The sequence below is a fragment of the Accumulibacter sp. genome, from assembly GCF_016789985.1.
Taxonomy (GTDB): domain Bacteria; phylum Pseudomonadota; class Gammaproteobacteria; order Burkholderiales; family Rhodocyclaceae; genus Accumulibacter.
The window spans coordinates 1-14,563 of the sequence record NZ_JAEUOL010000136.1 but is presented as its reverse complement, the minus strand read 5'-3'; the positions used below and the strand labels follow the sequence as shown (position 1 = coordinate 14,563).

The 14,563-nt window shown below is 62.4% G+C and carries 13 protein-coding genes; 6 read left to right on the top strand and 7 right to left on the bottom strand.

Annotated features, from left to right (window positions below; translation table 11 throughout):
• The first annotated feature begins 449 nt into the window (after positions 1 to 449).
• The 6 genes from JNK99_RS07750 to JNK99_RS07725 all read left to right on the top strand — a co-directional run bounded on the left by JNK99_RS07750 (position 450) and on the right by JNK99_RS07725 (position 6,601).
• The gene (locus JNK99_RS07750; protein ID WP_291850990.1) at positions 450 to 758 is read left to right on the top strand and encodes a hypothetical protein; all 309 of its coding nucleotides are present in this window, start codon (positions 450 to 452) and stop codon (positions 756 to 758) included.
• Entirely contained in the window at positions 755 to 2,029 is a 1,275-nt protein-coding gene (locus JNK99_RS07745; protein WP_291850988.1) for a ferric reductase-like transmembrane domain-containing protein, read from the top strand. The genes JNK99_RS07750 and JNK99_RS07745 overlap by 4 nt, the downstream gene beginning before the upstream one ends.
• A complete protein-coding gene (locus JNK99_RS07740) occupies positions 2,026 to 2,400 on the top strand; it encodes a cytochrome b5-like heme/steroid binding domain-containing protein (RefSeq protein WP_291850986.1) in 375 nt (124 codons plus the stop codon). The genes JNK99_RS07745 and JNK99_RS07740 overlap by 4 nt, the downstream gene beginning before the upstream one ends.
• Before the next feature lie 220 nt (positions 2,401 to 2,620).
• Positions 2,621 to 3,619: an arsenosugar biosynthesis radical SAM (seleno)protein ArsS gene (arsS, locus tag JNK99_RS07735; protein WP_291850984.1), complete on the top strand. Its 999-nt coding sequence runs from the start codon at positions 2,621 to 2,623 to the stop codon at positions 3,617 to 3,619.
• A 72-nt stretch (positions 3,620 to 3,691) separates the two neighbouring features.
• Positions 3,692 to 4,441, top strand: a complete 750-nt coding sequence (locus JNK99_RS07730) for a haloacid dehalogenase type II (RefSeq protein ID WP_291850982.1) — start codon at positions 3,692 to 3,694, stop codon at positions 4,439 to 4,441.
• A 15-nt stretch (positions 4,442 to 4,456) separates the two neighbouring features.
• Positions 4,457 to 6,601 carry a bifunctional TVP38/TMEM64 family protein/FAD-dependent oxidoreductase gene (locus tag JNK99_RS07725; protein WP_291850980.1) on the top strand — a complete coding sequence of 715 codons (2,145 nt, stop codon included), beginning with the start codon at positions 4,457 to 4,459 and terminating at the stop codon, positions 6,599 to 6,601.
• A 61-nt stretch (positions 6,602 to 6,662) separates the two neighbouring features.
• Here the strand turns inward: JNK99_RS07725 and JNK99_RS07720 are convergent, their stop codons facing one another.
• The 7 genes from JNK99_RS07720 to JNK99_RS07690 form a co-directional block, all read right to left on the bottom strand.
• A complete protein-coding gene (locus JNK99_RS07720) occupies positions 6,663 to 7,991 on the bottom strand; it encodes a TolC family outer membrane protein (RefSeq protein WP_291850978.1) in 1,329 nt (442 codons plus the stop codon).
• A 2-nt stretch (positions 7,992 to 7,993) separates the two neighbouring features.
• A complete protein-coding gene (locus JNK99_RS07715) occupies positions 7,994 to 9,370 on the bottom strand; it encodes an HlyD family type I secretion periplasmic adaptor subunit (protein WP_291850976.1) in 1,377 nt (458 codons plus the stop codon).
• 18 nt (positions 9,371 to 9,388) lie between these two features.
• On the bottom strand, positions 9,389 to 11,164 hold the full coding sequence (locus JNK99_RS07710; RefSeq protein WP_291850974.1) for a type I secretion system permease/ATPase: 1,776 nt from the start codon (positions 11,162 to 11,164) through the stop codon (positions 9,389 to 9,391).
• A gap of 376 nt (positions 11,165 to 11,540) precedes the next feature.
• Entirely contained in the window at positions 11,541 to 12,479 is a 939-nt protein-coding gene (locus tag JNK99_RS07705) for a nucleoside recognition domain-containing protein (RefSeq protein WP_291850972.1), read from the bottom strand.
• Positions 12,480 to 12,615: 136 nt separating this feature from the next.
• A complete protein-coding gene (locus tag JNK99_RS07700; RefSeq protein WP_291850970.1) occupies positions 12,616 to 12,798 on the bottom strand; it encodes a DUF6794 domain-containing protein in 183 nt (60 codons plus the stop codon).
• A 9-nt stretch (positions 12,799 to 12,807) separates the two neighbouring features.
• Positions 12,808 to 13,269 carry a thermonuclease family protein gene (locus tag JNK99_RS07695; protein ID WP_366518731.1) on the bottom strand — a complete coding sequence of 154 codons (462 nt, stop codon included), beginning with the start codon at positions 13,267 to 13,269 and terminating at the stop codon, positions 12,808 to 12,810.
• A gap of 313 nt (positions 13,270 to 13,582) precedes the next feature.
• The gene (locus tag JNK99_RS07690; protein WP_291850968.1) at positions 13,583 to 14,143 is read right to left on the bottom strand and encodes a DUF1353 domain-containing protein; all 561 of its coding nucleotides are present in this window, start codon (positions 14,141 to 14,143) and stop codon (positions 13,583 to 13,585) included.
• Between the last annotated feature and the right edge of the window lie 420 nt (positions 14,144 to 14,563).

Sequence of the window (14,563 nt, the reverse complement as noted above, 5' to 3'; positions counted from 1 at the left end):
GATCGTCTTGCGCATCCCAGGGAGGGCCTCTTCCAGACCAAACCGTACCTCGTCCGCTAACTTATCTGTCTTTCCCATCGTCTCTCAATGTGTTGCCTCGTAATAATCAGAGATTACATTAAAAGTGATGGGTGGTAAGGTACGGCCAACCTTGCCGATCTGCGTTGTCAGTGCCGGTCGCCGATGCAGCCAGCGCTGAACGACCGATCATCGGGCCAAGAGCCCTGTACATTGCGCCGCGCACGACTATGGGTGAAACTAGAGAATGCTCTGAAAAATGCAGGGCATTGCGCCGGGCGCGCGCGACCATGGTCTAATTGCCCCATCGGAACCGGCAGACCGCACCAAAGCGTTCCCGCCAAGCCGGTTTTACACCCGACAGAAGCCGGGCAACGCAACCAATCCACCTCTGCCACCAGATGACAAGACCAATCCGCCGAGGCTGCGTGATGAACCGACCAGCCATCCACCTGCTTCTGACAATCTGGTCAATGCCCGCACTGCTTGCTGACGCTCACGCCGAGGGTCCCTGGCGGGCCGACACCGGAAACACCTCCGGCTGGCAGCTCATGACTCCCGACGAACGCATCGAGCATCAGCGCCGCATGCGCAGCTTCGCCACCTACGATGACTGCAAGGAGTATCAGGCCAGACAACATGCCGAGATGGTCGAACGCGCCCGCCGCGCCGGCATCGTTCTGCAGCCAAGACAGGAGTCCGCCTGCGAGAGGCTGCGCGCGCGTAGCCGACTGCCATGAAAGCGATGCCCACGAGAGGAATCGTCGGGCGCATTGCAGCCCCGCTGACCGCCTGTTCGGTCACCCTGGCGGGGGTATGGTGGGCCTGGCCCCAGCAACTGCCGGCCTGGCGCAGTGCCGCCATCATCAGCGGCTGGACGGCCAGCGGCCTGCTCGTCACCAGCCTGTTGCTGATGGTCCGTGAGCCACATCTGGCGCGACTGCTTGGGGGACTCGAGGCAAGCTACCGCTGGCATCATCGCTGTGGCTTGCTGGCTTACCTGATCCTGCTCGGCCATCCGCTGGCACTGGCCATCGACGCCTGGGGCGAAGCACCGCAACTGGCCTGGCAGACGCTCAATCCGCTGGCGCAGTCATGGCCGCTGTGGCTGGGCTGGGCGGGGCTGCTGCTCCTGATGTTCGGCCTGACCGCCACGCTGGCCATCCACCTGCCCTACCGGCAGTGGCGTGGCCTGCACTGGGTGCTCGCCGGAGGTGTCCTGCTCGGGCTGTCCCACGTTTACGTTCTGCTCGGTCACGAGCCGCTGCTGCTCGGCCTGTCGGCGATTGCCGGGATCGCCCTCGCCTGGCGCGCCCTGGCCAGTGATCTCGGACTCCTCGCCCATCCCTATCGCGTGACCCAGGTCGAAACCCGCGCGGTCAACATGATCGAAGCCTCTCTGGCCCCCTGCGCCGCGGCGCTCTCGCCCACTCCAGGGCAGTTCGTGCTCGCCGCTTTCGGCGATGGGGTGCATTATCGTGGTGACCACGAGTATCACCCCTTCACGGTCAGCGGGATGGATCCCGAGGGTCGGCTGCGCATCAGCGTCAAGGCGCTCGGCCCGGCTTCGCGCCGTATCCAGAAAGTCGAACCGGGGGTGCTGGTTCGTCTGCAGGGCCCTTTCGGCAATTTTCTCGCCAACCTCGGCAACACACCGCAGCTCTGGGTCGCCGGGGGAATTGGCATCACGCCCTTCATCGCCGGGTTGCGCGCACATCCCTGCCAACAAGCAACGACGCTGATCTACCTGTACCGAAGCCTCCCCGATGCGATGTTTCTCGAAGAACTGCATGGACTGGCGGCCGAAGACCCACTCTTCGAGTTGCTGAGTGAAGCCTGCGGCAACCAGGACCCCGACGTCGATCGCCTGCTCGGTCAGGTCAGCCGGCTCAGCGAGAGGGAGGTGCAGATGTGTGGTCCGCCGCCGATGTTGGCAACACTGATCGCGGCGCTGTACCGCCGTGGCATTCCGTCGGCGTCGATCCACTTCGAGAGTTTCGATTTCCGATGACGAGCAGGCTGTTCGTTCTCGCCACGATTACTTTCTGGCTGGCCGTGATCAGCTTCGCGTTCACCGCCTGGTGGCTGCCGGCACCGGCCCCCGTGCCGCTGTCCGCGACTGCCGCGCGAGTCCTTTCGCTGGCCGAAGTAGCCAGGCATGCCTCGCCCGACGACTGCTGGATGGCGATCGACAGCCAGGTCTACGATCTGAGCAGCTACCTGCCCGACCATCCCGCCGACCCCGCGGTCATCCTTGCCTGGTGCGGCCGCGAGGCAAGCGAGGCCTACCGGACAAAGCAAAAGGGCCGACCGCACTCGGTCCGCGCCGACCACCTCCTGGACACTTACCGGATCGGGGCTCTGGAGGCACCACGACGCTAACTAACCGGCCCGTCCGCCACCGCGGGCCAGCCAGAAATCCGGCCGCCAGGCACCACCCGACCAAGCGTGGGATCCACGCAACGTTCTCGCGAAACATCATGTCATCCGGAGGCCACCTTCCCTGCACCTGGCTGTCCACTTCCGTACAAGCGATTACGATCGCATGTAAGGAAAGCCAGCGCCTGTCCGACCAAGGCGAGAACCCACTGGAGAACAACACATGCATGCCACCCTGCCCCTGCTGTCGACCACTACTTTCCCGGCCTTGACCCGGCGCTCGGTGGAGATGGTCCAGGTCAATCTCGGCTACCGCTGCAACCAAAGCTGCCTGCATTGCCACGTCAACGCCGGTCCCCGGCGCAAGGAGGAAATGACCGCCGAAACGGTCGACGCAGTCCTCGCTTTCATCGCCGCCAGCCCCGAAGTCAAGGTACTCGACCTGACCGGCGGCGCACCAGAACTGAACCCGCACTTCCGTCGTCTGGTTCTTGCCGGCCGCCAGCGCGGCCTGCGCGTGATCGACCGCTGTAACCTGACCATCCTCGAAGAAGCCGGACAGGAGGATCTGGCCGAGTTCCTCGCTGCGCACCGCCTTGAGGTGGTCGCTTCCCTGCCCTGCTATCTCGAGGAAAACGTCGACCGGCAGCGCGGCAAGGGCACCTTCGTGGCCAGCATACGAGGCCTGCAGCGCCTCAATGCCCTCGGCTATGGAGCGGCCGGCAGTGGTCTCATGCTCAATCTCGTGTTCAATCCGCAGGGTCCCAGCCTGCCGCCGGCACAGGGTCCGTTGGCGGCAGCCTACCAGGCCCACCTTGCCGATCAGTTCGGTGTCGTCTTCAATCAGTTGTTCACCCTGGCCAACATGCCGATCCAGCGCTTCGGCTCCATGCTGGTTTCCAAAGGCCAGTTCAACAGCTATATGCAACTGCTGCGCGAGGCGCACCGCAACGACAACGTCGAACATGTGATGTGCCGCAATCTGCTGTCGATCGACTGGCAGGGTTACCTGTACGATTGTGACTTCAACCAGCAGCTTGGCCTGCCGGTCGGCCAACCGGGACGGCCTCGCCTGCATGTCACCGACCTGAACGCCGCCGCCCTCGAAGGCCACCCGATCCGGGTTGCGGAACACTGTTACGGCTGCACGGCCGGGCAGGGATCGAGTTGTGGCGGAGCGCTGGGCGATGAGTCGGCCGCGGCGCCAAGCTGTGCCAACTGATTACATGACCATGCCGGCCACCCCGCGCGGCCATCCGGCCCCGCTCCGACACCAGCCAAGGAGAACTCGAGGATGATCACCAAACCCCGCATTACCGGCGTCGAGGCCTGTGTCTTCGATGCTTACGGCACACTCTTCGACTTCAACAGTGCGGCACAGGCCGCCAGCGACGAACTGGGCGACGATTGGCAGCGGCTCTCCGATCTCTGGCGGCAGAAGCAACTGCAATACACCTGGCTGCGCGGACTGGCTGGTCGGCATGCCGATTTCTGGCAAGTCACCGGTGACGCGCTCGATTTCGCCCTGAACTCGCTAGCCATCGAACGCACTGGTTTGCGCGCTCGCCTGCTCGACCTCTACCTGCAACTCGGATGTTATCCCGAAGTACCCGAGACCCTGCGCCGACTGCAGTCCACTGGGATGAAGCTGGCCATCCTCTCCAATGGGACACCAGCCATGCTTGCCGCAATCGTGCGCAACAATGGACTCGAGGACGTCTTCGACGCGGTCCTCTCGGTCGAGGAGGTCGGCGTCTTCAAACCGCACCCGGCGGTCTATCGCCTGGTGTCCGAACGACTACAGATCGCCCCGCAGGCGATCTGCTTCCTTTCGTCGAATGCCTGGGATGCCTACTCGGCCAAGGCTTCGGGCCTGCGTGTCCTGTGGTGCAACCGCTTCGCCCAGGCGCCGGAGAGGATCCCGGCGACGCCCGACGGAGAACTCGGGAACCTCTCCGAGCTGCCCGCGGCGATCTTCCCCCAGATCCGCGCCGGCGTCGCCAGCACGTCGACTGTCGCACCCGGAGTCCGCCGACAGACCTAACCTCGAAAGCCAACCATGAACGCTCGACGACTGCTCCTGCTTGGGGCACTGGCTGCGCTGCTGGTGACCTACTTTGCACTCGATCTCGGTCGATTCCTGAGCCTCGACTACTTCAAGGGCCAACAGGTCGCGATCGAGAGCTGGCGGGCCGCCCACCCGCTGCAGGCGGCCCTGGCCTTTTTCATTGTCTATGTCGCCGTGACCGGCCTGTCGTTGCCCGGAGCAGCGGTGATGACCCTGGCTGGCGGCGCGGTCTTCGGCCTCTTCTGGGGCCTCCTGCTGGTTTCCTTCGCCTCGTCGCTGGGCGCCACTCTCGCCTTTCTTGCCTCACGCTTCCTGCTGCGCGACTGGGTACAGAAACGCTTCGGCGAACACCTGCGGGCGATCAATGCCGGCATCGGGCGCGACGGCGGCTTTTACCTGTTCACCCTGCGTCTGGTACCGATCTTTCCCTTCTTCGTCATCAACCTGATGATGGGCCTGACGCCACTCAGGACCTGGAGCTTCTACTGGGTCAGCCAGCTCGGCATGCTCGCCGGCACGCTGGTCTACGTAAACGCCGGCACCCAACTGGCGAAGATCGATTCGCTGGCCGGCATTCTCTCGCCGGCACTGCTCGGATCCTTCGTTCTGCTCGGCATCTTTCCGCTGATCGCGAAGAAGATCGTCGACGCTCTGGCGGCGCGCAAGATCTATGCCGGATGGCAGAAGCCGGCGCGCTTCGAGCGCAACCTGATCGTCATCGGTGCCGGCTCAGCCGGACTGGTCACCGCCTACATCGCAGCCGCGGTCAAGGCCAGGGTGACGCTGATCGAGAAGCACAAGCTCGGTGGCGACTGCCTGAACACCGGCTGCGTGCCATCGAAGGCCCTGATCCGCTCCGCCAAGTTGTTGTCGCAACTGCGGCGCTCAGCCGAATTCGGTATCCGCAGCGCCAACGCCCAGTTCGATTTCGCCGAGGTCATGGAGCGTGTCCAACGGGTGGTCAAGGCGATCGAACCGCACGATTCGCGCGAGCGCTACACCGAGCTCGGCGTCGAGGTGATCGAGGGCTCGGCCCGTCTGGTTTCACCCTGGGAGGTGGAGATCACCCGCCACAGTGGCGGGAGCAATCGGCTGAGCGCCCGCAGCATCGTCATCGCAGCGGGCGCACGGCCCTTCGTGCCACCGATCCCGGGCATCGAGGAGGTCGGTTATCTGACTTCCGACAACGTCTGGGAGCTGCGCGAACTGCCGCGCCGGCTCCTGATCCTCGGTGGCGGGCCGATTGGTTGCGAGCTGACGCAGACCTTCGCGCGCCTCGGCGCCAGCGTGACCCAGGTCGAAATGGCACCGCGCATCATGATTCGCGAAGACCCCGAAGTTTCCGAACTGGTGCAGCAGCGCTTTCGCGCCGAAGACATCGCCGTACTGCTCGATCACCGCGCCAGGGAGTTCGTTGTCGACCGTGGCGAGAAGATCCTGATCGCCGAGCACGCTGGTCACGATGTCCGCATTGCCTTCGACGAACTGCTGGTTGCGGTTGGTCGGGTGGCCAATCTCGGCGGCTACGGACTCGAAGAACTCGGCATCACCTCTGGCCGGACGATCGATACGAACGAGTTCCTGCAAACCCGTTATCCGAACATCTATGCCGCCGGTGATGTCGCCGGGCCATTCCAGTTTACCCATACGGCGGCGCATCAGGCATGGTATGCCGCGGTTAACGCGCTGTTCGACCCCTTCCGCAAGTTCCGCGTCGATTACTCGGTAATCCCCTGGGCCACCTTCGTCGAACCCGAGGTGGCACGCGTCGGGATCAATGAAATCGAAGCGCGCGAACGCAACATCGCTTACGAGACGACGACCTACGGCATCGACGACCTCGACCGAGCGATCGCCGATGGCGAAGCGCATGGTTTCATCAAGGTCCTTACCGTCCCTGGCAAGGATCGCATCCTGGGCGTAACCATCGTCGGCGAGCATGCCGGCGATCTGATCGCCGAATACGTGCTGGCGATGCGGCACGGCATCGGGCTCAACAAGATCCTCGGCACCATCCACATCTACCCAACCCTTGCCGAAGCCAACAAGTACGTCGCCGGCAACTGGAAGAAGGCGCATGCACCGCAGGAGCTGCTCGAATGGGTGGCGCGCTTCCATGCCTGGCGCCGGGGTTGACACAGCCGGGAGATCGTTGCACAGGAAGCGTGGAGAGCCCGGCGAAGCCGCCGGCCATCGCTCAGTTCACTGGCAAAAGGAGGGTCGCCATGGCCGACACATCCTCTTCCGACAGCACTCCGGCGGCCGCCTTGAGCTGCAGCACGCTGACCAGATACTCGTAACGCGCCTGAGCCAGGTCGCGCTTGGCAATGAACATCACCCGCTCGGCATCGAGCACATCCGTATTGGTCCGGATCCCCGCCTTCATGCCGCGCATCGTCCCCTCCACCGCCACCACGCTGGCCTCGACCGCTTTCTGATTGGCGGTGATCTTGCTGCCGCCCGTCTCGACCGCCATGAACTGCCGTTTGACCTCGATCAGCACCTCGTTCACGGCGGCATCCAGTTCGGCACGTGCCCGCTCGCGATTGGCCACTGCCTGGCCGGTCAGGGCGTTCACCCTGCCGCCGGCGAACAGTGGAATGTTGATCTGAACGCCAACCGAATTGATCGAGTCTTTCTGGTTGAGCGTCGAAATCGTCTCGTTCTCCGCTCTCGTGGCACGCGCCACGAAGTCGAGCTGCGGATAATGGCCGGCGCGATTGCGCTCGACCTCCAGGCTGGCAAACTCATAGGACTTGCGCCGGGCACGAATTTCCGGGCTGCTATCCTGCGCCAAGGCCGACCACTCGTCGAAACTGGCTGGCTGTACGGCTTCCGGCGCGAAGTCCGGGCGCAGGGTCCAGAGCGGGGCCATCGCTTTCCCCGTCATGCTTTCCAGCCTGAGCATGGCAACCGACAGACGGTCGAGCGCATCGGCGCGCCCGGCCCGGGCAAGCTGCAGCCTCGACTCGGCCTCGGCGATCTCGGTCAGCGTACCCTCGCCACCCTTGCGGCGACGCTCGGCAAGGTCGCGTTGCGCCCGATAGGCGGCGATTTCGGCGTCGGTGAGGGCCAGTCTTTCACTCGAGAATAGAACGTCGAAATAGGCGGTGGAAAGCTTGACCGCCAGCTCCGCCTCCTTGCGATCGAAGACGGCGTCGCTGAAAGCCGCCTGGACGCTCCCCTGCCGGTAACGCATGTAACTGTCGAGGTTGAACAGCGGTTGCCGGAGAACCACGGCAGCGGCCTTGTCACGGTAATCGAGGTCCTGACTCAGGTCAACCCGCGTGGATTCCCGCTCGCCCTTGTTCTTCGAGTAGGAGCCGGTCATCCCGACGTTCGGCAACAGACCGGCACGACCGATGGCCATCGCGTACTGTCCGGCATCACGTTCGTAACGCGCCGCGCGAAAGGTCGGATCGTTCTGCCGGGCGGCGAGATACGCTTCCATCAGGCCGGCAGCCAGCCCCCCCGACGTCGACAAGGCCAGCGCGCAGCCGACCAGACTGGCAGTCCAACGCCCCATCTTCATTCCTCGGTCAGAGCCGACTTCATGCGATCGAGCAAGGGCTTGAACAGGTAGTTCAGCATCGTTCGCTCACCCGTCTTGATGAACACCTCGGCGGGCATCCCGGCCTTGATCTCATAACTCTTCAGTTTCTTCATGCCCGCTTCGGTGACCATCACCTGGCCACGGTAGAACGGCGGAATCCTGCCCTGCGGGTCGTTCGTCGCATCAGCAGCCACCTGGATGAAATCACCCGGAATCTGCGGCGTGGTCTTCTGGTTGAAGGCCGGAAAAGTGATGTCCACCGGTGAACCTATCCTGACCTTGTCGATCAGCGTCGTCGGAATCTGCACCTCGATACGCAAGGGCTCATGCTTCGGCACCACATCCATCAGCGGCGTGCCTGGCGCAACAACGCCGCCGACCGTATGCACGCTGAGCCCGACAACGATCCCGTCGGCCGGAGCGCGCACCTCGGTGTTGGCCATCTCGAAGGCCAATCCCTTGAGGCGACTGTCCAGCGAACTGGCTTCTTTCTGTACGTCGGACAGGCCGTTTTCGACCTCCTTGTCGTATTCCTGCTGGCGCGCCAGCATGCGCATCCGGACCTCGGCGATGCTTTGCTGGGTACGGCCGAGATTGCCGATATCCTCCGAAATGGCGCCGCTGAGCTGGGCGAGAAGGCGTTCCTGCTCGGATAGGCGGTTGCGTGGCAAATAGCCGTCCGCAGCCAGTTCGCGCAGTCCCTTCAGCTCGTCGAGCAGCAACTTGCTTTGCTCCTCCTTGGCCCGTCGGGTCGCTTCGAGGCCCTTGGCCGACGACTGCAGACCGGCCAGCATGTTCTTCATGGCGCCCAGCTCGGCCTGCAGACCCGCCTGCCGCGAACGCAGCAACTGCGCCTGCACGGCCATCGCGCTGGCGGCCCGTGGATCGTCCTTTTCCCGCAACAGCTCGTCCGGGAAAATGATCTCGGACTTGCCTTGGGCATCGGCCAGCAACCTGGCCTCGGCCGCCTTGACGACGAACCACTGACTGCGCGCCACCTCGTACTGCGAGCGTGCCAGCGTCGGATCGAGGCGGACCAGCACCTGGCCGGTCGTCACCTCGTCACCGTCCTTGACCAGGATGGCTTCAAGCATTCCGGCGCCCAGGTTCTGCACAGTCTTGCGGTTACCCGTCACCACCACCTGGCCACTGGCCGGCACGCCCTGGTCCAGCGGTGCCAGCGCCGCCCACAACATGAAGCCCCCGAAGCCGATGGCCAGCACCAGCCAGCCCAGGCGCGAGGCACGGACATGGTTGATATCGACGCTCGGCGCCTTCTTTTCGCTGACCTCGCTGACATCCGTGATGCCCTCGTCGGCGGTTTTCTTCCGGTCAAACAGGTTGATCGACATGCTCCGGTCTCCCCCCAGTCAGACGCCGGCTCGTGGCGCCGCCGACAGGCTGCCTGCCACCGCCACCGGCCCTGGACGAGTCACGTTCCCCGAGCGATCCGCGCTCGTCTGGTTGCCTGCTCGCATCGCCGCCAGCACCTGGTCGCGCGGACCATGCGCCTTGACCGTTCCCTCATGCATGACCAGAATGCTGTCCGCCACCGCCAGCGTGGTCACCCGATGGGTGATGATCACCACCGTTCGCTTCCTGGCCCTGAGCCGTCGAACGGTTTCGGCAAGTGCTGCCTCACCCTGATCGTCAAGATTGGAATTCGGCTCGTCGAGAACGATCAGCGCCGGGTCACCGTAGAGCGCCCGCGCCAGCCCGATGCGCTGCTTCTGGCCACCCGACAACGCGCTACCACCATCGCCCAAGGGGGTGTCGTAGCCCTTGGGCAGGAGCAGGATCAACTCGTGCACACCGGCCGCCTGTGCCGCCGCCAGAACCAGGTCCGAATCAAGCTCGCCAAAACGAGCGATGTTCTCGGCCACGGTACCGTCAAACAGCTCGATATCCTGCGGCAGGTAACCCAGATAGGGACCGAGTTCATCCTTGTTCCACTTGAAGATCTCGGCGCCATCCAGCCGCACCGAGCCGGCCAGCGGTGGCCAGACGCCCACCAGCAGGCGTGCCAGGGTCGATTTCCCCGACGCGCTCGGCCCGATCACGGCCACCACTTCTCCAGCCTTGAGGCTGAAGTTGATGTTTTTGAGGATCAGCGTCCGGCTGCCCGGTGCCGCGGTGGCAGCGTTCTCGACCAGCACCTCGCCCCGCGGTCTGGGCAAGGGCATGCCGGCGACGCGCGCCGGATGGGCGTGCAGCAGCTCGGTCAGCCGCTGATACGCAGCGCGCGCCGATACCAGCTGTTTCCAGTTGGCAATCAGAACCTCGACCGGCGCCAGTGCGCGCCCGACGAGAATTGAACCGGCAATCATCATCCCGGCCGTGACGCTGCCGTCGATCGCCAGCAAGGCGCCGTAGCCCAGTGCCAACGACTGCATCGAGATCCGCGCGAAGCGCGTCAAGGCGTTGAGCACCCCGGCGCGGTCACTCGCCAGAGCCTGCTGCATCAGGAATCTCTGGTGCAAGTGAAACCAGCGGCGACGAATCGCCGGCAGCATTCCCATGGCCTCGATCACCTCGGCGTTGCGCAGATGATTGTTGGCCTGCACATTGGCGGCCATGGCGAGCTTCTGCGCTTCACCCAGCGGTCCCGCCGAAACCCGCTCATTGACCACGGCCAGAATGAACAACACGGTCACCCCGACCAGCGCGAAGAGCCCCAGTTGCCAATGCAGCATGAAGATCACGATGACGTAGATCGGCATCCACGGCGCATCGGTCAAGGCGATCAGCCCGGCACCGGTCAGCGTTTGCCGCATCGAGGAGAGGTCATTCAGCGCCTGTGCCGGATTCTGACCGGCTTGTCGCAGGTTGCGCTCGAAAGTCGCATCGAAGACCCGTGTATTGACGTCGAGATCAAGGCGCGCGCCGATCCGTACGAGGACCATCGACCGGATCCACTCGAGCAGCGACATCAAGGCAAACAGGCCGAGAGTGATCAAGGTCAGCATCAGCAGGGTGGTCGCGTTGCGACTGCCGAGCGCTCGGTCGTAAACCTGCAACATGTAGATCGAGGGGGTCAGCATCAGCAGATTGATGAAAAAGCTGAACGCGCCAACCGTCATGAACGCCTGACGAAAGCACAGCAGCGCCTGCGCAAGTTCGGGGCGTTGCTGGAATGGCTTAATCATCCAAATTCTTCCTTGAAAACAATGCCGGCTCTCCTGTCTGACGGGACACTGCCAGCCGGCGACAGCCGTCAATGATGACAGACCCTGTTACAGTGGGCCAGCCCCAAGCATTGCGACGACCACCGAACGCCAAACAGAGCAGCCTCTGCCTCTCTCCGGAGCACAGCCCGAGCCACTCGAGTGCGCCCGCTGATCCAGCCAATCTGCCCGGCAGCACACGCTCAGCCATGGTCAAATGCGGGCTGGACGCCGATCTGTGCTCCATTGTCGCTGATCGCCGTTGCGTCTGCCGTGAAATTCGTCATCAATGGCGGCTTGGCGGCTAACGACCCACAAGAGCCATTCGGTCTTGGGCGTCGTGAAGATCAGCTAGTCGTCATCCAAAGTACGCATGTCCCACAGTGCGCAGTGCAATACCGAAGCAGGCCCCCCAGGCAGCCGGCTTCCATACGGAGGCTATACGTTTTCCGGCTGAGATAAGGACAGCAACCCCAGGCAGGTCGAATGGGGAAATCAGAAATCCGGCGCTGGCATTAAGCAGTTCAACACTGACTTGACCGGAGCGGCGCAGGTCGTCCATCACTCCCATCATCGACGTTCCACCGGCTAGATACTTGGTGAGTGAGGGTAGGATCAGAACGGGGTCGACAAACATGATAGCAAGGAGCGGAGTCAGCCACTGCGTGAGTAGATCAATGACACCAAAACGCTTCAGGGCGATAACCACCACCAGTGACAGCACTAGCATGGGGATGGCACCAACGGCGATCTTGAAGGCCTCGGCACCGGCCCGATTGATGACGTCGAGCACACCCTTCGCACCGTCCACCGACTGGTGTGGAAGTGTTTCATCTACCACTCCCTCTGCTGCAGAGAGGTGGCGGCCAAACAGATAGTATGTTGCCGACGCTGCTGCCAACCCGCCAACCAGAGAGAACGCCAAAGTTGTGCCAAAGTGCAGACCCATCGTCATCATTGGGAACGCTGCATTGGCTTGTGACATGGCAAAAACCATTGCCAAAGTGGCTGCAATATGACGATCTGAAGCACCGCGTTGCTCCATCATGGTCAAGGTCGCAATGGGGGCTGCGAAGCTGACAAAATTAATTTGTAGTGCAGCAAAAACACCCAATCCGCCAAGCCCGAAGGGTCTCAACACAGGAGCCAGTCGTTGAGCCAACCAGTCGAGTATGCCTCGGGCCTCGAGCATACGCATCAGGGTGAGCATGACCACCATGACCGGCAACAGGACGAAGAAAGCAAGCTCAACGGCAGAACGGCCAGCCTTGAGGATGATGTCTATCAAAATTTCCATCGCCTGATACGCCTCGCTGCGGTTGCCCTTGTAGCAAGGTTGGGGTTCGCAATCTCACCCCAACGCGCTGATGCCATTCATTTCCCCGATTTCAGCAACCAACGAATGACTCCTGGTAGCCGCAAGCCGCCCCTCATCAATGCACCTTCGGTACCATTTCCCGCAGCCTCTCCCAGACCGCCTCGACGATCACCATCGAGGCTTCGTCAGGGTGAATCGACTGGTTACGCTCCTTGATGGCCTGCATCAACTCGTCGTTGCCCTTCCACAGCCCCAGGCTGTTCCGAATCCACATCCCCAGCCCGAAGTGTAGCCCCATGAGTTGAGCCTACGTCAGGGCGGCAATGCTCGCCCTCTCGTCGTCCGACAGAGCGGCGATCACCACACCTACGGTTTCGTCAATCGTTGCCGGCCACCGCTTCGGATGCATCAACGTTCGCCCTTCCGCCAATCCCAAGGGGGGTATCGGCTGACCATGAGCCCACAGGCCGACATGCTTCGCCTTTGCCTCATGTTCGGCGAATTCATACCGGCCAGCATCCTCGGGTGACTGCTCCTTCGCGTATTTCTGGTACCACCACGCAAGACCCACGGTCAGTTGTGCAAGGCCCGCATCCAGCGTCTTGGGGCAGTTCGGACAGTCGGAAGGTTGTACCATCACTTTGCCAACGATTCGCTGGTAACGGTCATGCTTGTTCCACTGCACATCGACCTCTTTCCCGATCACGAGTGCTGACATGAACTCCTTCGATCGCTGCCCGAACGGTTGGGCTTTCTCAGGAGCGTCGATACCGGAGAGCCGGATCTTTTGTATTGTTGATGATTGGCGTCGAGAACCGTGACGGTATCACCGTCCGCCACGCCCACGACTGTACCGGTCAGCGTTTCAGCGTGAGCGGCGATGCTGATCAGGAGTATCAGGGGGAGCAAGTATCCGAAGTGCATTTTCGCTCTCATCACACCCGCGGCGATTCCCTTGCCGTTTTCCCTTGGGTCCGGCTCCACTCGTAGGTGGCACGGAGTGGTCCCTCCATGAAACGCTCGATGCAGATGTGCATGGTGGGTGGTATGGAAGCCAGGTGGAGAACCCGCCGGCTACCGGACTAGAACTTCAGGTGCTGTTCGATGATCGCATCGATCTGCTCAATTGGCGCCTCCTCTGGTAGAGACTCCATTTCGCGTGAGATGTCTGCGAGTTTGCCCTGAAGGAACTGCTCTTCCAGCACAGGGATGTCGAGGCGCTTACGGAAGAGCATTCTTTCCCGAGATAGAGCACTGGCCGGCAGACTTGCAGACGTCCATGCTCCAATGCGTACCCCTGCATAGAGCACCCGAGCTTGGATTGGACTGCAGCCACCGGCACGACAAGCATGAAAGAACATGACATCGGCGTCCTTCCGCGCGACACTTGGTGTATCGCACGCCACGTCATGAACTACAGATGCCCGTCGATAGTCGTCTGTATATGGGCTGCCGATCGTGGACCACAGTGGGCGCGGAATACTCGCGCCATTTACGACAGCACCTCTTGGGGCTAGCCATATGCGACCAGCGGGATCTGTAAAAGAGAAGTCTTCAAGTAACCGCATGTCGCTGTCCTCGCCATTGGCGTCAACAAGCCACTCGGTCTTTGGATTGCCAGAAAATGAGCCATGTGTTGACATAGGGCACTCCGTGCAGGGTTAGTAAGAAACAGTCAATAAAGTCAGCGGGCGAGCGACCAACTTCTTCCGACCGTCGTCCGGGTCGCGGCCGGTTGGGGCGCTAACGGTCGGTCTCGCCGGGAGACAACAGCGGAACGGGGTTGGGCTGAACCATCGCGACAACGGTACTCACAATCATTGTAAGCGAGGTTTGTCTGACTTTAGACATCAGGGCAGCACGTCTCGGCTTCCGCCATCGTGAAGCTGGCAGGTACTCTTGGACTTTGGTAGAAGTCTGTGTGAACCGCCCCAGGTTTTGAGGAGGCTCCAACTCTTGAGAAGAGGGAGCCATGAACAAATCACCGAAGTTCTCACCCGCAGTCCGCGAGCGTGCTGTTCGCATGGTGCAGGAGCACCGAGCCGACTACCCGTCGCTGTGGG